The sequence below is a fragment of the Lysinibacillus sp. KCTC 33748 genome (assembly GCF_002237755.1).
Classification (GTDB): domain Bacteria; phylum Bacillota; class Bacilli; order Bacillales_A; family Planococcaceae; genus Lysinibacillus.
Map to the genome: position 1 here is coordinate 534,753 of NZ_MWSJ01000002.1, position 19,372 is coordinate 554,124.

The window sequence follows — 19,372 nt, forward strand, 5'->3', positions numbered from 1 at the left end:
TTCTATGCGGTGGGGCTAAATTCTATTCTAACTAAGAAAATAATCGCGGAGGGATGCACAATGGTTGAACAAATGGAATAAAACGATTAACAGAAGTCTTTGTTTATTGGTCTTGGGTAGAGAAAATCAATTCCGGAACTATGACAAGTGGCGACTTTGCAATTTTAAACTTTTCGTTATTGTTAATAGTAAATAAAAATGTTTAATTTCCTTCTATCCATTTATAAAAGTACACACTGTGCTATATTTAAGAAAAGGCTAATTTATTTCTTTTAATGAGGGGGAGAATAATGGCTGATTATATTAAGGCTGCGAAAATAGCTACAAATATTGTATTTCCTACTTATGGCATAACTAATTTATTGACAGAATCGATGATTCAAGCAATTTCAAAATCGAATACAGTTAGTGAAAAGGGAGATATTAATGAATTAGAAAATGAAATGAGAATCCAAGAAATTGAGAACAGAATTTCTGAATTCCAAGCAAGAGTGGCACAAGAGCTAGCTATTGCAAGAAGAATTGAACACGCTGCAGAGGTTGAAATAGAAGAATTTTATGATGTTACAGGAAGTGGTGGAGTTGGATTACAAGCTTCTGAAGGTTCTTTCAATTTAGGAGCAAACGGAAATGGTAGGAAAATAAATAAGAGAGTTTATCGATTTAAAGGATGGATTGATACACAGGATCATGATAAAGCTGAAGAAAATGATAGTAAAGACATTTAATATGGAAAAAACACTTTAGACCAAGATAGCTTAATTGCCGTCTTGGTCTTTTTTTACTCATCATATAACAAATGGATACCTAATTCTTTTGCATTTTTGTACCAATCATCAAACAATAGTTCATCTCTACCTACATATTTGAACGGTATATTTATTTCTGTATTTTCTAAATATAATATTGCTTTCTGGAACAATTTAATTTCACTTCTGAAAGCATTTAATTGTTTAATGCTCTCAACAAATTTATCCGATTCGCTATCTAAAATTAGTGAAACTTCTTTTGAATTAAATGTTTTTGAAGTACCACTTATTTCAAAAGAAAAAACTTTATTAGAAATATCAATTAATTCAAAGCGAATAAATTCAAAAGTTTCAAGTTTAGTAAACATACAATCTCCCTCTTTGCTATGAATATAATGCTAATGAGTACCTGGTCTTTTTATATATTGAGATCACTCTCAGATAGGGTAATTGAAATCATAACATATCCAAAATTCTGTTCAATTTGATTGTTTATTACTTTATACAAATCAAATAATATATCTTCATTTATCGGTATAGGTGTATCCTTACTGTCTTGGGGTAATATGGCCCTTGTATACATAATTAAAAAATCATCGCAATCATGATATTTTGTGAGATAAATTTCAATATCATCTTTTGATAATACATACTTGAATCCCTGCGAAGTTGTTGTGGAGAGTTTCCAAGGCTTTAAATCATTCTGCAAACTTTCCATTTCTTCTTTTGGTCCAGAAAAAAATAAATTTCTTTTATCAGTAACAGTCAAATAAATTCTCTCCTCTCGCTTGTCTATTGTAAATGTTCCAATTTGTACATAATAAAAAGTAGACAACCTTATTAGTTATCTGCTTAAAATAGTTTTTTAATTGTTCGTTTTAATGATGGTTTGCGTTTTTTCATAATCAATGGCTTTGGTCTTAAATCTTTATAGGTTTAGCTCCAGTGGCGTGATACAATGCCTTTTTAGCTTGTTTTGAGTTGTTGCTTTTTTCTACTAAACAGTGGTTTAAACATGGTTAGTCCTACGCGATCTCAAAACCAACCATCTAGTTTTTTTAATCTTTTAAGGTCTAAACAAGCAATTTACAGGAAGTATATAATAATGCTCATGCTGAAAAAGGTGCTTGTAAGGAATACATGAGCGAGTACCATGTGATGCTGATCGATTTCATGAATAACTTGCCTTTAGCAGATAACTTGAAAAATGAATTGCATAAATGCGTTCTGGCTAGTCAGGTTCAAAATGCACCTGACTTCATTAAAGCTAAGAACGTTCTATTCAAAAATGAAATGGATATTAATGAAGGTGTACAACGGTTACTAGTAAATTAAAAGCTGTATTTGTAGGAGCATATAGTAAGGTTGTAGAGCGTTTAAGTATTAAATTGACTACTCTCTTCATCTGTGGAGGACAATGCGCACAGAGAGAGTCCAGTGCCTTTCTATAATTAGTTACGTTTTAGTTAAAATAAAATTGATTTATAGGTAAATGTTACCGAATGTTGTAGTAATGAGTTAATATTAGAAGATAATGTAATATTTTATTGAATATATTGGAGGAATTATGAGTTATAAAGATTATGAAATATTTAAAAGTATTGGTAAGGGTGGGAATGGCAAAGTATTTTTAGTTAAAGACTCTACAGGAAAAGAGTTTGCTTTAAAACGACTAAAAATAAAAGTATCAAAAAATGAATTTGAACGTACAAGAATAGAAAGATTTAAAACTGAAGCCATTAAGACAAATCAACTTTATAATGAAGGGCAAGAAGGTATTATACCTGTTTTAAATTATGAATTACCGTGTACAGAGACTGGATACTATTATTTTACAATGCCTGAAGCAATTCCATTAGAAAAAAAAATTACTGGAAGTGAAGATATTTATGAATTAGTAGATATCTTTAAAGATCTAGCTTCAACTTTAAAAGAATTACATTATAAAAATATTACTCATAGGGATATAAAACCTGAAAATATCTTATATTACAATGGCTCATATTGTTTTGGAGATTTTGGGTTAATAGATTTTCCTGAAAAAGAAGATCTGACTAGGGTAAAAGAATCACTAGGTAATAGAAAGACTATGGCTCCTGAAATGAGAACGCCGATAAATGTTGAGGATTCTCGACCAGCAGATGTTTATTCATTTGCTAAAACACTATGGATTGTTCTTACAAAAGAAGAGTTTGCATTTGATGGACAATATAATTACTTTGAGAATGGAAAGTTACAGCAAAAATATCCTAAACAACACTTAGTGGAACTGAATAAATTGCTAAGGGATGCTACTGCTGAAAGTCCGTCAAAAAGACCTACTATAAATCAATTTCTAGATAGGTTGAGTGAATGGGAAAAAATAGCGAAAGATGGTTTGCATGCATCAAAAAGTTTGTGGGAGTTTATAGAGGAGTCTGTGACACAACAGTTTCAACCTAGCACAGTAATGTGGACTAAGGAAGATCAAGTAATAGCGATACTTCAAAAATTAACAGCTTTTAATTTTAATCATACTTTTATTCATGATTCAGGAGGAATGGATTTAAAAAAAATCTTTAAAGTTGATTGGGTTAAAGAAAAAAATGTATTGGGAATAGATTTTGATTACGGTTTAATTCATTTATTTAAACTAAAACGATTAGTTTGGGAAATACCTAATAACGATGCGAGATTTAGTTATTTTCGTTTGGAGTTTGGAAAACTAAATCCTATTTTCAATAAAGAGGAAAATATTGAAAAAGAATATTTATTTATAAATAATGAAGGAGAATACGAAAAGTACGATGATAAAAGTTACAAAGAAATTTGTAGATGGACTGATGGTATATTTTTAATAGTTCCTAAACCTTCAATTTATAATTCAATTAGTGCAACATATGATGGTAGACATGGTAAATTAAGTACTGAAGAATTTAGTATGTATATGGAAATGTTGAGTGTAATTTATGACCATCATATCCTTAAAGAACATTTTAGTGAAATTGCAAATCTTGATCCAAGTGAGAACAATAACTTCGATTTCATGAAAAATTTGATTGAAACGGATGGTGAGTTATTAAAAAAATATATTAAACCCCGTATTTAATTTAATAAGACCACTCCTAATGGGTGGTAATAATAGTTAATATGCAATTAGTGTCCCATCGCAATGTCCTACCGTTGAAATACTGAAAATCATTGTGGAAGTAAGCATAAACCTATAAATTTTGAAACTTAATCATTTATTCTTTTAATCTTTTAATCTTTTAAAACATGCTCTTAATAATTAATATATATAATCAAGCAGCTGCAGAAATGTGGTTGCTTTTTATATTGGCCAAAAGAAAAACACTTTCAGCTGCTAAAGCCGAGAGTGTTTTTTTGTTTACTCTTTTTAATCAGGGGTGAATTCCAATAGTTCAGATAGCTTACAATCAAAAACCTCGCATAGTGTGATAAGCGTTTTTAAGTTTGTTGACTTCATTTCTTCATCAGTTCCCTTGTATAACCGATTAATAGCATTTCTACTAAGCCCCGACTTCTCCATTAATTCTGAAATTCCATCAATACGATGTTCAGCCATTAAAATTCTTAAATTTGATTTTATAACCATTTATAAACCCCTTTCTAAGGTTAATTATAACACTTTTGATGATAAATAGTTTTAAAAAATATAAAAAAGTGACCTTGTAAGGTTAAAAATTAACTTTACATTAACTTTTCGAAGTGATATATTAACCTTGTAGAGTTAATCGTGATAAAAAAGCAGTGTGGATTTAACCACCAAAGGTTAGTCGGTGAATGGACAAGAAATAGCCGACATGCTGCAGGGAAGAGAGGTGAAACACTTGCCATACTTTGGTTTTACAATTACGCGTAAAGATGAAGCAAATTTTCCTCATTTCTCGGATGTAACAGATGCTCGTGAGTATTTTCAAAAACGCTATGGAGACAGTTATAACCTTGGAAGTAGGGAAAGACAATTTGATGGTTACTGGGGTGGTTATATTTATTTCGATGATGTAGATGGCCAACCAGTTCAAATTGGTGAAGATGGATCCGTACATGTAGTTTATTAATTAATTTGGTAATAAAAAGCGAGGTGAAAACGATGGCATTTGAATACTTAGCAACGTACACAACATTTGAAACAGTAGCTGATATGGATCAGCATGTGGAAGAGCATATCCAGCAGCATTTTTATGAGTTAACAGAAACAGAACGTGCCATCGTTTTCAAGCTTGCTAGTCACAGCTTAGAGTATCCAGGGGCATGTCATTTGAAAGCTGCCACAATTGCTGCAGCATTGGAGATCAGCACAAAGACAGTTTATCGAGCTATTTCAAAACTGGAATCGCTAGGGATAATCAAGAAACATGAAACTACGAAGGTAAAGGGAGGTCGTGGTGCAAATATATATACTATTTTGCCCAGTCAATCTGAAACATGTGAAGATACTGACGAGCCTTTTGAGGAATGTGAGGTTGTTCCATTACAAGAAGTATATAATAACGCTCACGCTGAAAAGAAAAGAGGGTATATGAATGAGTACCAGGTGATGTTATACGATTTCATGTACTCGTTGCCTATACGTGACGAATTAAAAGACCAGCTACATAAATGTATACTGGCTACAAAAATGAACGATATACGTGATTTTGTGAACGCTAAAGACGTTTTAGCTAACATAATCCTAGATATTGCGAACGGTACGTTAACGATTGCTAGTACATTAAGAGCCATATTTGTAGGTGCATATAGCAAGGCTGTAGAGCGTTTAAATAAGAAGCCTAATAAATCATCATTTGTGGAGGACAAAGCGCATAAAGAACGTCCTGTACCTTTCTATGATTGGTTAAAAGAACGTGAAAACTACCCACAATCTGTGGGTAGTTGACCTAACTTAGAAAACCGGCTAACCGATAGAGATGGACCAACAGAAATATTTTAATAAGAAAGGAAGTGAATGCAAATGAAAGTAAAGGTTAAAGAATGGCGCGTAATGTCTGATCGTAACAAACAATTACTTTTGAGCGCAGTCGCAACTAAATAAAACATAGATGAAAAGAGGAATGAGAACATGCAGCAACAAGTACAACACACATTAAGAACAATCGCACATGAAAACAACAGCAATGCAAGTAATTTATTCGCACAATTGATTCAATTAAAAACTGTACAGAATGAAGTAGCTCGTTTACTAAATAAAATTGATGAAATAACGGAGAAAGGTTGGCATAAAGATCGTGGAATGGCTTATATGTCAATTCTAGAAATACAAGATACTGTACGTTTGATTGATATGGCATTCTTTCCGTTACTCAAGGATATGTCAGAAGAAGTTGATACTCTTAATATTCATGCACAAGAATTGTATGAGACAGTGGTTAAAAGTGAATCAGAGCAATCGGTTGATACAGCGATTAAACCAGATATCAACAGTAAGGAAGGTTGGAACGCTTTTGCTATGGAAGGCAACATAAAAACATTCACTAAAAAATTTAGGAGAGAACCTGAAAGCTTTGAGGAAGTGTAAACGTATATAACGGAAACAGTAGCGAAAGTGGTAGATACAAGCAAGGGAAATAAAAAAGTCGATGCGCTAACATCGACTAATGAAAATATTGCAAATTGACTATATCAAAGATTGTGAGCGGCTTAAAACTATTTTTGTGGCCACTTCTTACTTTTAAATCATACATACTTACGTAAGAAACAGTAATTACAGATTGTTAAATAGATACAGTTTTTGTTTTACATTATTTTCTATGAAGTGTTACTCTATTTTATGAGTAGTAACTTTAAAGGAGAGAAAAAGATGCAAGGATATTACATAGATAAAAAAGAATATAAAGCTTTGGAAGCTAAGAAATTTAGCCAATTAGATACTCTGTATAAAAAGTTTACTAAGGATTTTGGATATAAATTAGATTCTAAGTATATGGAACTGGTAAAAAATTTATACCTAAGAATCCAGGGAGCAGCTAAACCAAACATTTCAATTGGAGATAAAGAATACTTCCGCAAATACTTCTATTTTGGTGAACAATGTAACAATGATTTTTATTGTATTATTTGGGATATTGAATTTACTAAACAAATTATTACGTCTTGGAATATGAAACCTCAAAAAATAAAAATAAAAGATTTGATGGAATTTGTAGATGTTGAAAATATAGATAAATCGAAATTACAAGAAGTTAGGAAGTTGGAAAAATATGACCCAGTTATTCTAGTATCTTATAATATCTTAAATACTCCAATACTTATTGATGGGAATCATAGAGTTTATTCGAAAAAGAATCAACCTGATTTATACTTAGATGCCTACTTTTTAGATGACTTCTTATCGATAGAGTGTATGGCGGGTGATGTATTTAGATATTTATATGCCTTACATTATAATATTACCAAACTAATTAATTATGACATTGGTAATATAACGAAAGATGAATTAGATAAAATGTTAATAGACGTTAAATAGATATTTGAGCACTTATTACTTTTGTTAAGTGCTTTTTTGTTTTAAAAATCATACAACATTAATAGAAATCAAAGAGGATTGAAGCATATTAGCCTCAATCCTACTTACTCACGCATTCCTGTACACACGCTCGCCGTATTTTATTAGCCCCAATCTAGCCCCACTTAGCCCCAAAAACAAGCTTTAATATACATTAACTTGCTAGGTACACAGAGGAGCTCATTATCTAAAGCGTTGATATACCAACGTTTTGTCGGCTTTATGTGTTCAACTTACGTTCGTTTTACTTTACATTCGGATAAATCATTGTCGCAGGGTCCACATATTCATCGAACTGTTCGTCCGTTAATAAACCTGATGCAACCGCTGCTTCTTTTAATGTTGTGCCTTCTTTATGGGCTTTCTTCGCGATTTTAGCCGCATTTTCATAACCGATGTAAGGGTTTAAGGCAGTTACAAGCATTAATGAGTTTTGTAAGTTATGGTCAAGCACTTCTTTGTTTGGCTCAATTCCTACAGCACAATGATCATTAAATGATTTCATTGTATCTGCTAGTAGGCGAGTCGATTGTAAGAAGTTATAAATAATGACTGGCTTGAAGACGTTTAGCTCGAAATTACCTTGGGAAGCGGCAAAGGCAATTGTTGCATCATTGCCAACGACTTGTGTGACAACCATCGTCATCGCTTCACTTTGTGTTGGGTTTACTTTACCAGGCATAATCGATGAGCCCGGCTCGTTTTCTGGAATCGTAATTTCACCGATACCTGAACGAGGACCACTTGCTAACCAGCGAACATCATTGGCAATTTTCATTAAGTCAGCTGCAAGAGCCTTTAATGCGCCATGTGCGACAACGGCTTCATCATGACTTGTTAGTGCATGGAATTTGTTTGCGGCTGAAGTGAAATGTTTGTCAGTGATGTCACTAATTTCAGCTGCTACACGCTCACCAAATTCAGGATGTGCGTTAATACCAGTACCAACTGCTGTTCCACCAATCGCTAGTTCTTTCATATATTCAATATTTTGGACGATCATATGCTCAGATTTAGCAAGCATTGCGGCCCAGCCACTAATTTCTTGTCCTAAAGTAAGCGGAGTTGCGTCTTGTAAATGCGTACGACCAATTTTAATAATATCTTTGAATTTCTCTGCTTTTTCATCCAATGTTGCTTTTAGTAAGCGTAGGCGAGGTAGTAAATAATCTTCTACCTTTAGCACTGCTGCAATATGCAAAGCTGTTGGGAAAGTATCATTTGAGCTTTGAGATTTGTTGACATCATCATTAGGATGAATACGATCAGCTTCACCAGCATTTTGTAAAATTTGGTTTGCTCGGTGCGCAATTACTTCGTTAACGTTCATATTAGACTGAGTACCACTACCAGTCTGCCAAACTACAAGAGGGAATTGATCGTCCCATTGACCATTTAAAATTTCGTCAGCTGCTTGCACAATCGCATTTGCTTTAATATCTGAAAGCTTACCTAGTTTATTATTAGCGATCGCAGCACTTTTCTTTAAAATGGCCATTGCTTGAATTAGCTCAATTGGCATTTTTTCTGTACCGATTTGGAAATTTTCTTTACTGCGTTGCGTTTGAGCACCCCAAATTTTATCTGCAGGTACTTTAATTTCACCCATAGTGTCTTTTTCAATACGATAATCCATGTAAAACAGCTCCTTTATTTATGTAAATCTGTCCATTAATAATCATTAATTATGCATTGGCATAATTGTTTCCGATTCGGCTTTGTGCATGCACAAAAAAGTTAAAAAACGGATATTCTTAGTCTGATGTAAGAATATCCGTTTGATACATGCTTATTTCAAAAAAATAGGGGGGATTCTGAATTAAGCATGTCGGAGAAAAGAAATAATCTACCGATAATGATAATCGTTATCAATTAAAAAGTCAAATATTTAATTTTGAAATAATTATACTCATTGAGAACAATTTGCAATGGAAGTTTTGTAGAGTTCGATTCCTGCTTTTAAAAAGTTAAAACGCTACCATGAAACGATAGCGTCAGCACAATAAAAGGGAAGAGCTATCTCTTTTTCTTCCCAATTTCTTTTAGTGGTTGTTTTTTAGCTACTTTTTCAAAAATGATACTCACGTGATAGTTGTGGTCGTCTATTTGAGTAATCTGAACAATTTTTGCTTTACGTCCTTTAATTTTAATGTTTTCTTCGACAGTAGGAAGATTTACTAGTAGCTGGCTTAAAACGGACATCTTGTTTTCGTAAAAATGAGTTACAAACATAATCTCTTCTCCTTATAACTTTTTTTATTTTACGCAGAAAAAACGTTATTTGTACCTTCCTTTTAAACACCACATTGTACTTATGGAATGAAGAGAGACAGATTTTTTTAGGGGGTATTTGCAGGTAGAAGGTTTTACACAATGTATGAGAAGAGTTTGAAATATAGAACATTTCAAAAGGGTAGTAATGCTTTTAGAACTCCTAAGATACTACAGTTTTTTTAGCTCGTTTTTATGGATTGTTGAGGGCATGAGTGAACTAGTTGCAAGTAAGAATGTTATTAGTGAAATTGGCAATTTAGTTATTGATAAGGAAACAAACTAAAACAAACTATTTCGTTAAAGGTGAGAAGATTAAACAATCTAAAATAGATAATTAGCGAAAACATTTTTACTCGAAAAAATTTGATTCTGTTTCAATCGTAAATGGCGAATTAAAGCTATTTACAATAGCTTTTGATATATTCTGAATTATCGTCATTTTAATAATATTTTATATTTTCAATATTTTACCTTTATTTTTCCTGATATTTCTATTAAACTACAAATAGATTAAATCAAAAGGAGGAATAAAATGAAAAAAATTACTTTTAAGTTATTCTTTATGCTTATGTTTTTGTTAGTTCCTATGAATGTTTTTGCTGCGGAGTCTTTAGGTGAATTTTCATTTGACCCAAGTAAGGTATCTCATCCTTATGACATGGTAAACTCGAAAGGTGAAGTCATTAAGTATGAAGAGTTTAATGACAGTAATTCGCAATTAATTAACGAAATACCAAGCGTTCAAGGAACGGGAGAAATTTCACCCGTTCAGATTGATTCCATAATGGAAGGACACTCGTTTATCGACATCACACCACCTCCAGTCGTTATTAATGATTCTACTGCTAGAGGACCATTACAAATATCACCACGGATTGTCATCGGTGACGATAGTAGAAAAAAAGTAGAGAATACTAAAGAAATGCCATATAGTGCAATTACGTACATTGAAATAAATTGGCCTGATGGAAAAGGTGGTTCTTGTACAGGCTCTTTAATTGGGAAAAATAAAGTCCTAACAAATGGGCATTGTGTTATAAATCCAGAAACAAAAGAAACTATAACTAGTGCAAAGGTTTACCCTGGTGTAAGTAATAGTGTTGGATTATTTGGTTCTTATAATGTTAATGATTATTATGTAGCTGCAAATTGGGCTTCAACTGGTTCGAGCACTGAAGACTTCGCTATTCTAGTTTTAGATGTATCAAAAGACAATAAACAGGCGGGAGATGTTGCAGGTACTTTTGGAATCAAACAGGTGAATAATCTTCTTAATCAAAATATCGGTATTTATGGTTATCCAGGAGACTTAATGGAGGCAAGTGGTGAGATTTCTCAATTTGGTACGAGAGGAAATATTACAAGAGAGGATGCATCTGTAGCCTTTTATACAATTGATACAGCACCAGGACAATCAGGTTCAGCATTATTAAATACTGACAATCAAATTGTAGGTGTTCATAGAGGTTCGTTCGTTATTAATGGGAACCCTATGAATGGAGGACCTAAGATGAACTCTTATATGTTTAAATTTGTTTCCAAAGCTTTAGAGTAAAATTACTAATATTGTAGACAAACTGAGAATTTCAGTTTGTCTATTTTTTTGAATTGAAAAATAAGAGTAGATGGTAATAGCCATCCTAAACTAACAATAAGAATGTACTATTTATTTGGGAAATTGAAATAGAAAGCATTCAATTAAATGGTCTTGTATAAATCCAATGTTTTACACCGACGGATGGGAAATTGTAATAAAGATTCGTAAACAATAAAAACGAATCAATAGGGAGCTTTTTCCGAGATTAACTAGTGATTGTTATAGGTACATTTATTGTAAGTACATTAATATTAGCGGGAAATAGCAGTTCAAAGTGGGCTGTTCTTTGAATGTTTTAAGATGAAATAGACAGTTTATGCTACTACAACGATTTTTGTTAATCGCTATTTTATGGCATAATTTTATCATTTTACGTTGTAACTTTCGACATATTTTTTATTTATTTCTCAGGAAATATTTCATAGGAAATTGTAGGTTGTAGCAGTTTGTTTTATGATTTTTTATATAGTTTTTATAGTTAGGGATTAGGTTTGGTTATAGGGTAAGAAAAATGATGATTTTATGATTTGTTCTAATGGATTGATTTTTCGCGACCTATCGCCTTTTTTATAGTCATTGATATCGTAGCTTATATTTGGAAAAAAGCATAAGCGGGTTATAATAGTAGTAAGGGAGGAAACAAAATGTATTTAAAATCATGTAAGGTATTACAGGGTGATATTGAAGATAAAGACCAGTATCCCTTTAATATACCAAGTTTGCAGGATTTACAAGAGCTAGAGTTTCCTACGAATGTGACCTTCTTTGTTGGGGAAAATGGCTCTGGGAAATCAACACTGCTGGAGGCAATTGCGGATCGCTGTGATTTTAATACAGCGGGTGGTGGTCGTCAAAATTTATATGAAGTACATAAGGCGGAATCTTCACTAGGGGAATATATCCGTTTGTCATGGATGCCGAAAGTGACGAATGGTTTTTTCCTACGATCGGAAACATTTTATCAATTTGCAAGTCATATTGATTTGTTAGAAGATCCAAGAAAATATACCGCTTTTGGTGGTAAGTCGTTACATCATCAATCACATGGTGAGTCCTTTTTATCGCTATTTATGCATCGCTTTAAGGGGAAAGCTATTTATTTATTGGATGAGCCTGAAGCGGCGTTATCACCTACTAGACAGCTTAGTCTCCTTAAAATTATGAAGGATTTGGAGCATGAGGCCCAATTTATTATCGCCACTCATTCACCTATTTTGCTTGGCTATCCAAATGCGACAATCTATAGTTTTGATAATGGGAACATTGAGTCTATTCGCTATGAGGATACCATTCATTACATTGTCACGAAGCGCTTTTTAAATGCACCGGAATCCATTTTTTCAGAGTTATTTGATGAGGAGAGAGAATCATGAATCAACGTAAAGGCTTAGTCATGCGCGAAATAAGATTAGATGAAATGGCACAGTCTATCGATTTGCTTAATTATGTTTTTCAAATGTCCATGTCCATTCACAAGGATCGTCGCTTTGTAAATGCCAAAAGTAAGCAATTTAATGAGGGGCATGCCATTGGTTGGTTCGATGGTTCGCATCTTGTATCTCAAATTTTAAGCCTACCTTTTGAGGTAAATGTTCATGGTAGGATCTATGAAATGGGAGGCATTACTGCGGTCGGAACGTACCCGGAATATTCTGGGCATGGTTTGATGGAGAGCCTTATTATTGAGAGCCTGGAGCGGATGCGCAATGAAGGGCAAAGTATATCCTATTTATTTCCATATTCGATCCCGTATTACCGGAAAAAGGGTTGGGAAATTATGAGTGATATTGTGGAATTTCAGATTAAGGATACGCAGCTTCCTCACCATAAAGGCTTAAACGGTAAAATCCGCCGTGTAGATCCGAAGCATGAAGATGTTGTGAACATTTATGCACGCTATGCCAAGAAAACACACGGTGTCATGGTACGAAATAGCATTGCTTGGAATGAAAAGTTTCAAGAAGATTTCTGGGAAGAAAAATTTATAGATAGTGATGTGAACCTTCAGGCAGCCGTATATTATGATGAGGATGATCTGCCACAGGGGTATATGTTTTACCGCATTATGGAGGAAAATTACTACATCGATGAGATTGTCTATTTGCAGGAAGAGGCGCGTAAAGGCTTATGGAATTTTGTCTCAGCTCATAGCTCGATGATTTATAATGTCTATGGTAAAACAACTGGCAATGAAGCCGTTGCCTTTTTACTAGAAGATAGTGAAATTATTCAAAAGGTGTCCCCTTATTTTATGGCACGAATTGTCGATGTAAAAGAATTTCTGTTACGCTATCCATTCACGGGAAATGATTTTCAGCTTCGACTCGCTGTAACTGATCGCATTGTGGCTTGGAATAATGGCACATTTGTCATCACAAAGCAAGATGGAAAAGTCTCGGTCGAAATGGTGAGTGAGGTACAGTCTGAAAATGCTGTTCAGCTAACGGTCCAAACTCTTGCCACGATGTTACTAGGTTATAAACGACCGAGCTATTTAGAAAAAATTGAGCGTTTACAAGGCAATGCCATTGAAATTGCATTACTAGAGACCATACTACCAATTGGCATTCCAACGTTTATTGATTATTTTTAACTTATTTATTGGGATTTGTGCAGAGACAGACTGTGCAGATCCTTTTTTTTAAGGATTCAGGAGGGAATTGATCGGGTAAGCGAAAGAACTGCTTTGGAGAACTTTATTGCCTTATTAAGGAAACATCTAATTCGCTAAAATCGTTTCTTATATAAACAGATTGGGGGATATCGATGAACGAATCCGAGAAGATGCAACGCAAGAAAGTATACAAACAAACTTTTCTAGTGCTACTTATTTGGATTTTATTTTTTGTTAGTATTATAGGGTACGGTATTTATTGGTTATTTTTTGATTGGTCTAGATTTAAATAAGATTTGATTGCTGAATCTACATCACCACAAGGAACCTATACGGTGAAAGCTTATGTTTCAGATGCTGGGGCGACGACTTCTTATGCGGTATTGGGAGAATTAAGCTTAACTTCTTTCAGCAGAAGTCAACTACCTTTATCGTGATGGTGAGATGAATACAGTATTAAGTCACTTTTCAGGGGGACATACATCCGCTGAAAGAAGTTAAGGCCTCTGGCGGATGTCACGGAATCAGAAAAGGAGTTCTTTATGCATGCACAAAGCCGATTCCGGACGCAATTATGCCAAGGCATAATTGAATCATGAGAAAAGAAAATCTAAGAAGATATATTGGCAATATCGAAAAAATGAAGCTTACATTCAATGGAGCGACGATGATACGGTCAGTATTAACGGAGTGACATTGAATGTGCCAGATGAAACATATGATTATCGAGAAAATGAGTAGCCATAACGATTGCAGTTATGGCTTATTATTTTGTAATCCAAGCTTTTTTTAGTTGTTGCACACCGAGGATAAGTTCTTCCATTTTTAACTTACTAAAGCCTAATTGAATAATTGGCGCTGAACTTATCTGTTGTAGAAAATAGGGGCTCGTAGGGTAGACCTTTACTCCGTATTGTTGAGCGTTTTGGATGAGCTGTTCTTCTGAAAATTGGGTATGCACCTTGACCAAAATATAAAGTCCAGATTGCTCTCCAAGAATCGTAATTTTTTCTCCAAATTGCTTGGTAAGTTCCTCTACAAGTGTATTTATTTTATGTTTATAGGTGATACGCATTCTTTTAATATGTCGTGTCCATTCACCTTGTTCCATGAATTTCGCCATTGTTAATTGATGTAAGGACGAGGCGTTTTGTTCAAAATGAGCAAATCGTTTTTTATATGGCTGAACGAGTGCTTTTGGTAGCACCATATAACTTAAACGAATAGCTGGTAAAAATGATTTTGAAAATGTCCCCATGTAAATAACTCGTGACTTGTCGATGGAGGCGAGAGCAGGAAACGGCTGTTGCGTGTAACGGAATTCACCATCATAATCATCCTCAAGTATATAGCCATCGACGTTTTTGGCCCACTGAATTAAAGCTTGTCGCTGCTGAATGCTCATGGAAACCCCATATGGGAAATGGTGAGAAGGGGTGACATAGAGTAAACGCGAATGTAAATGCGCTAAATGCTCAAGCTGCGCACCGCTTTCCAACACAGGTAATGTCTCAATATGAAAGTCATGTAGCTTGAACGCTTCTCGTGCGCCGTTGTAGCCAGGATCTTCTAAAATAACACTTTGGAAATCTTGCTTAAATAGAAAGCCTAGATAAATTAACATTTGTTGCGTGCTACTTCCGATAATAATGTCTTCTTCGTTTACATGAACCCCACGAGCTTGAAGTAAATAATGTACAAGCTGTTCCTTTAAAAGGGGCTCGCCGAAAGGGTCGCCATATTGATAGCACTCGTTTAAAGGTAACACTTGATTAGCCATTTGACGCCATATTTTTAAAGGGAAATGCTGTTGATCGACAGCGCCAGCGCGAAAGTCAATGATGATATCTTCACGCTTATTTTTCGTATTTTGAGTAAGGCTTGGTCGTTCCTCCTGTAGAAACACTTGTTCAAATTCATTGACGAAATAGCCCTTTCGACCTTCACCACGTATGTATCCTTCCGCTATTAGCTGCTCATAGGCAGTTAACGTTGTATTTCGACTGACATGTAAAGTTTCGGTTAGCCTTCGAATAGAAGGAAGAGAATCATTTGTTTTCAATGTCCCTTGTTCGATTAACCATTTGACCTGCTGATAAATTTGTTTATACTTTGCTTCTTCTTCAGTGAATAAGAAAATAAAATCCTCCATAAAGCCCCTCCTTGACATGGCAAATGTCTAGAACTGTTTCTTTTTGAATGTCAGTTTGTTAATTATCATAATACATGAATGACATATAAAAAAGGAATGGGGAGATAAGTGAATGGAGGTTTGTTCAGTAACTTTAGCAACGGTTGGAGAGGTCGTGCCATTATTTAATGCCTATCGGGAGTTTTACGGTCAACAATCTGACTTAGAGCAGGCTAACCAGTTTCTATTAGAGCGTTTAAATAAGGAAGAGTCGGTCATTTTTCTAGCTTATATAAATGCGCAGCCAGTTGGTTTTGTTCAGCTCTATCCTACTTTTTCATCTGTTGCAATGAAAAAGGCATTTATTTTAAACGATCTATTTGTGGCTGAGCATGCTAGGAAACAAGGGGTAGCACAGGCCCTAATTGAACAGTGCTATTCGTATTGTGTACAAAACGATGCGCGTTATTTAGGTTTAGAAACAGCGACAGACAACGTGCGTGCTAAAAAATTATATGAAAAGCTCGGGATGAGAATTGATAATGGCGTATTTCATTATATTAAATATTGGTAAAAGGAGGTTTGAATAATGACCGTAACCATCAAGCAATTAACAACTCAGCAAGAGTGGATGGAAGCATATGCTGTTATGATGCAGCTCCGTACGGAATTAACAGTAGAAAAGTATCTCCTACTATTAAAGGAAATGATGCAAGATGGCTATATGTTATTTGCTTTATATGAAAATATGAACATGGTGGCAGTCGCCGGATTAAGTTGGAGAGTCAATTTTTACAGTGAACGCCATATTTTTGTTTATGATTTAGTAACGGATGAGCAGTATCGTTCAAGGGGCTATGGTGAGAAATTATTGCATTATCTTCACCAATGGGGCAAAGAAAATGGGGCGCACTATATTGCTTTAGAGTCTGGTATTCAAAGGATTAATGCACATCGCTTTTATGAGGGTCGATTAGGGTATGAAAAATGGTGCTATTCTTTTCGAAAAGCATTGTGACTCAGAAGGAATATGATTTTTTAAACTTCACACACTAATGGAAACATGAAGGAGGTTTATATGAAAGTAACGTTCAAAAAGCTTTTTCTAATAAGCATATTTATGATGAGCTTTACATCAATTGGTTATGCAAATAATGTAATTCAACAACATGCAAATGGTGAGGAGGGACAGGTTGTATACCATGTAAAGTACGATTATGCTGCTATTTGTAAAGTTCTTGGGATTACGAAAGAAGTATATGATCAATATTGGAAAGAAGGACTTTCGATTGTCGATATGGCAAAAAGGGAAGGTATTGACCAACGTGAAATAATAAATTATTTTGTGACATTTCACTATCAAGAAATGCAAAAGTGGCGAAAGAAGGGGGCGATGAACGAACATCATTATTTTGATTTAGTTTATGAATTAAAAGATGAAATTACAGATTTTATTGAGAGAAATCCGAATAAAGAATGAAAACGACTAGTGTTTTTCTAGTCGTGTTTTTTTATGGGTAAATACTGATTAGTATTTAATATTTAGTTATAAAAGATAATTATTTAATGATTATCATTAAATTTATCTTGATTTTAACGCAGCTGTTTAATATGCTTAATATGAAGAAGGACAGCTATAGAATAACGGCGGATTTCTCCATCCTAGAGGAACCTTTCACCATCGCTTGTCATTCTTCATGTAAAACACTATGAACAGGGGGAAATAATGGTTTTGCAAAGTGTAATAGATGCAGTTTTTCAGGTCTTTTTATTGTCGGCTATACCATTTGCTTGGTGGTTTTTCTCAGCAAAAAAGGAACAATCATTTTTTACATGGCTAGGCCTCCAAAAGCCTATCATTGAAAATAAAGGTAATTATATTGTGTGGTTCTTATTCATTGTTGTTTTAATAGTCGTATCACTTACTACAATTACCTATTTCTTCCTTGATAGCTCAACCTTAGCGTCAAATCGCTTTGCAGGGCTTGGTTTTTCAGCATTCATTCCTGCACTGCTCCATGCTTTTGTACAAACAGGATTGTCAGAGGAGCTGTTTTTCAGAGGCTTTTTACTGAAAAGATTCATGCATAAGTTTGGTTTTCAAATTGGAAATATCCTGCAAAGTTTACTGTTTGGCATATTACATGGATTGATGATGTTTTCTTTTATTCCTTTTGGTGTTGTAGTGTTGGTTGTTTTAGCAACCGGTTTTGCAGGATATTTAATGGGGTGGATCAATGAACGAAAATCCAATGGCTCCATTATCACAAGCTGGGGCATACATGGCATTGGCAATTTGTTGGCCGCCTTCGTGGCAATGTTTAATATGCTCTAAAGACCTAGCTCATTTGCATTTCATCATTTTCCCTTGCATAATAAAGCGGAGAGGTGATTGAAATGCAATTCATCGAGCAAGTAGTAAAAGGATGCTTGATTATCGGTTTAATATTAATGGGAGGGCGTATTATCACTTCAATATGCCGCTATTATAATATAGCATTTACGACTTTTTTCGTTGATTATCATGTCGCCTCACTAGCTATACTCTTAATAGGTATTATAGGAACAGAGATACTGAATAGACGAAAAAGGAAGGGACGAGCATAGATGACGGAATGGCCAAAGGGTGTAGCGAAGCCTGCTATACGTGCATTAAATGCGGCAGGATTTACACGATTAGAGCAATTGGAAAAGGTTGATTTATCGACGTTAAAAAAATTACACGGGATGGGGCCTAAAGCGTTAGCGGCCATTGAAGCAGCACTGAATGAAAGTAGGGAAAACAGTGAATAAACTAACATTATTATTACTGGCAATGGTGGTTTATTATATTCTTGTTGTTCTCGTAATCAGCAAGTTGTTTATTATTCCTCTCATGAAATTTATGGCGCTTATATTCTTCCTTGGAGCAGGCTTTATTTTTTCTCGAAAGATGCGAAGGAAATTACAATAGGTGGAATTATGAAAATTACAAAACTAGCCATATTTTATTTAGCCATATTTATGTTGGCACTATTACTATCACTAGCTGGAGTTAGCCAATCCATTTCACTTGGCATCATTATCCTTATCGTGATTGCAATGATTTATAGACATATACATATTGTATTCTGGACTAATAATATGAAATTGGTAGATAAGTTAGTAAAAGATCGTAAGAAGCATCCTTTTTTTGCCTACCTATATGCAGTTGCTTATGGTACAAAGCATGACCAGTTACACTCATTTGAAACAGCAATTGGAAAGTATAAGCAGCCAGCAATGAAGTATAACTGTAAATTTATTAAGGGGATCTTGGAAGAGAATTTAGAGGAAGCAAAGGATGCGGCAAATAAAATAAATAAAGAGCCTTTAACTAGCTATGCAAAATGTTATATCGCTGCACTTGAGGACGAACAACAGACATGCGAAGCGATCAACTTACAAAGCCGTGGATGCAGCCGGCAATTGAAGCAGTTTATGCGCACAAGATGAAGAATGAAGCCGCGTTTGATCAGTATCA

General features: G+C 34.4%; 23 protein-coding genes and 1 pseudogene. 18 read left to right on the top strand and 6 right to left on the bottom strand.

From position 1 onward, the window contains the following. Positions 1-290 precede the first annotated feature (290 nt). Entirely contained in the window at positions 291-728 is a 438-nt protein-coding gene (locus B1B04_RS05370; RefSeq protein ID WP_079560274.1) for a hypothetical protein, read from the top strand. A gap of 53 nt (positions 729-781) precedes the next feature. Here B1B04_RS05370 and B1B04_RS05375 read toward each other — a convergent pair whose 3' ends face one another. Both B1B04_RS05375 and B1B04_RS05380 read right to left on the bottom strand, forming a co-directional pair. After that, on the bottom strand, positions 782-1,117 hold the full coding sequence (locus tag B1B04_RS05375; RefSeq protein WP_079560275.1) for a hypothetical protein: 336 nt from the start codon (positions 1,115-1,117) through the stop codon (positions 782-784). 50 nt (positions 1,118-1,167) lie between these two features. Next, positions 1,168-1,518 (bottom strand): hypothetical protein, encoded by a 351-nt coding sequence (locus tag B1B04_RS05380; protein WP_079560276.1) that lies wholly within the window; start codon positions 1,516-1,518, stop codon positions 1,168-1,170. A gap of 389 nt (positions 1,519-1,907) precedes the next feature. On the opposite strand from B1B04_RS05380, the gene B1B04_RS05385 reads away from it, so the two are divergent. After that, complete coding sequence (locus B1B04_RS05385; RefSeq protein WP_170938894.1) at positions 1,908-2,084, top strand: hypothetical protein; 177 nt, start codon at positions 1,908-1,910, stop codon at positions 2,082-2,084. A 232-nt stretch (positions 2,085-2,316) separates the two neighbouring features. Next, complete coding sequence (locus tag B1B04_RS05390; RefSeq protein ID WP_079560278.1) at positions 2,317-3,837, top strand: protein kinase domain-containing protein; 1,521 nt, start codon at positions 2,317-2,319, stop codon at positions 3,835-3,837. Positions 3,838-4,125: 288 nt separating this feature from the next. On the opposite strand, the gene B1B04_RS05395 is transcribed toward B1B04_RS05390, so the two are convergent. Continuing rightward, positions 4,126-4,344 carry a helix-turn-helix domain-containing protein gene (locus B1B04_RS05395; RefSeq protein WP_079560279.1) on the bottom strand — a complete coding sequence of 73 codons (219 nt, stop codon included), beginning with the start codon at positions 4,342-4,344 and terminating at the stop codon, positions 4,126-4,128. Positions 4,345-4,528: 184 nt separating this feature from the next. Between B1B04_RS05395 and B1B04_RS05400 the strand changes: the two genes are divergently transcribed. From B1B04_RS05400 to B1B04_RS05415, 4 genes are all read left to right on the top strand, one after another. Further along, positions 4,529-4,810 carry a hypothetical protein gene (locus tag B1B04_RS05400; RefSeq protein ID WP_205756628.1) on the top strand — a complete coding sequence of 94 codons (282 nt, stop codon included), beginning with the start codon at positions 4,529-4,531 and terminating at the stop codon, positions 4,808-4,810. A gap of 32 nt (positions 4,811-4,842) precedes the next feature. Continuing rightward, a complete protein-coding gene (locus B1B04_RS05405) occupies positions 4,843-5,628 on the top strand; it encodes a helix-turn-helix domain-containing protein (protein ID WP_079560281.1) in 786 nt (261 codons plus the stop codon). Between the two features lie 183 nt (positions 5,629-5,811). Beyond that, a complete protein-coding gene (locus tag B1B04_RS05410) occupies positions 5,812-6,267 on the top strand; it encodes a hypothetical protein (protein WP_079560282.1) in 456 nt (151 codons plus the stop codon). Between the two features lie 282 nt (positions 6,268-6,549). Next, positions 6,550-7,215 carry a hypothetical protein gene (locus tag B1B04_RS05415; RefSeq protein WP_079560283.1) on the top strand — a complete coding sequence of 222 codons (666 nt, stop codon included), beginning with the start codon at positions 6,550-6,552 and terminating at the stop codon, positions 7,213-7,215. A gap of 283 nt (positions 7,216-7,498) precedes the next feature. On the opposite strand, the gene fumC is transcribed toward B1B04_RS05415, so the two are convergent. After that, positions 7,499-8,890, bottom strand: a complete 1,392-nt coding sequence (gene fumC / locus B1B04_RS05420; RefSeq protein ID WP_079560284.1) for a class II fumarate hydratase — start codon at positions 8,888-8,890, stop codon at positions 7,499-7,501. A 380-nt stretch (positions 8,891-9,270) separates the two neighbouring features. Next, complete coding sequence (locus B1B04_RS05425) at positions 9,271-9,486, bottom strand: hypothetical protein (protein ID WP_079560285.1); 216 nt, start codon at positions 9,484-9,486, stop codon at positions 9,271-9,273. A gap of 574 nt (positions 9,487-10,060) precedes the next feature. On the opposite strand from B1B04_RS05425, the gene B1B04_RS05430 reads away from it, so the two are divergent. The 5 genes and pseudogenes from B1B04_RS05430 (at position 10,061) to B1B04_RS25560 (ending at position 14,480) form a co-directional block, all read left to right on the top strand. Next, on the top strand, positions 10,061-11,083 hold the full coding sequence (locus B1B04_RS05430) for a trypsin-like serine peptidase (protein WP_079560286.1): 1,023 nt from the start codon (positions 10,061-10,063) through the stop codon (positions 11,081-11,083). A 686-nt stretch (positions 11,084-11,769) separates the two neighbouring features. Beyond that, positions 11,770-12,498, top strand: a complete 729-nt coding sequence (locus B1B04_RS05435; protein ID WP_079560287.1) for an AAA family ATPase — start codon at positions 11,770-11,772, stop codon at positions 12,496-12,498. Continuing rightward, positions 12,495-13,718, top strand: coding sequence for a GNAT family N-acetyltransferase (locus tag B1B04_RS05440; protein ID WP_079560288.1), 1,224 nt, complete (start codon positions 12,495-12,497; stop codon positions 13,716-13,718). The genes B1B04_RS05435 and B1B04_RS05440 overlap by 4 nt, the downstream gene beginning before the upstream one ends. Positions 13,719-13,909: 191 nt before the next feature. Continuing rightward, positions 13,910-14,176 (top strand): annotated as a pseudogene (locus tag B1B04_RS26640) (DUF5412 family protein). Between the two features lie 151 nt (positions 14,177-14,327). Continuing rightward, complete coding sequence (locus B1B04_RS25560) at positions 14,328-14,480, top strand: DUF5412 family protein (protein ID WP_170938896.1); 153 nt, start codon at positions 14,328-14,330, stop codon at positions 14,478-14,480. Between the two features lie 25 nt (positions 14,481-14,505). Here B1B04_RS25560 and pdxR read toward each other — a convergent pair whose 3' ends face one another. Beyond that, positions 14,506-15,891: a MocR-like pyridoxine biosynthesis transcription factor PdxR gene (gene pdxR / locus B1B04_RS05445; RefSeq protein WP_079560289.1), complete on the bottom strand. Its 1,386-nt coding sequence runs from the start codon at positions 15,889-15,891 to the stop codon at positions 14,506-14,508. Positions 15,892-16,003: 112 nt separating this feature from the next. On the opposite strand from pdxR, the gene B1B04_RS05450 reads away from it, so the two are divergent. The 6 genes from B1B04_RS05450 to B1B04_RS05480 all read left to right on the top strand — a co-directional run bounded on the left by B1B04_RS05450 (position 16,004) and on the right by B1B04_RS05480 (position 19,344). Further along, entirely contained in the window at positions 16,004-16,444 is a 441-nt protein-coding gene (locus B1B04_RS05450) for a GNAT family N-acetyltransferase (RefSeq protein WP_079560290.1), read from the top strand. A gap of 15 nt (positions 16,445-16,459) precedes the next feature. Next, positions 16,460-16,888: a GNAT family N-acetyltransferase gene (locus B1B04_RS05455; RefSeq protein ID WP_079560291.1), complete on the top strand. Its 429-nt coding sequence runs from the start codon at positions 16,460-16,462 to the stop codon at positions 16,886-16,888. A gap of 60 nt (positions 16,889-16,948) precedes the next feature. Then, positions 16,949-17,350 carry a hypothetical protein gene (locus B1B04_RS05460; protein WP_079560292.1) on the top strand — a complete coding sequence of 134 codons (402 nt, stop codon included), beginning with the start codon at positions 16,949-16,951 and terminating at the stop codon, positions 17,348-17,350. Between the two features lie 246 nt (positions 17,351-17,596). Beyond that, on the top strand, positions 17,597-18,205 hold the full coding sequence (locus B1B04_RS05465) for a CPBP family intramembrane glutamic endopeptidase (protein WP_079560293.1): 609 nt from the start codon (positions 17,597-17,599) through the stop codon (positions 18,203-18,205). 272 nt (positions 18,206-18,477) lie between these two features. After that, positions 18,478-18,663, top strand: coding sequence for a helix-hairpin-helix domain-containing protein (locus tag B1B04_RS05475; protein ID WP_079560295.1), 186 nt, complete (start codon positions 18,478-18,480; stop codon positions 18,661-18,663). 168 nt (positions 18,664-18,831) lie between these two features. Then, the gene (locus B1B04_RS05480) at positions 18,832-19,344 is read left to right on the top strand and encodes a hypothetical protein (protein ID WP_240518210.1); all 513 of its coding nucleotides are present in this window, start codon (positions 18,832-18,834) and stop codon (positions 19,342-19,344) included. Positions 19,345-19,372 lie beyond the last annotated feature (28 nt).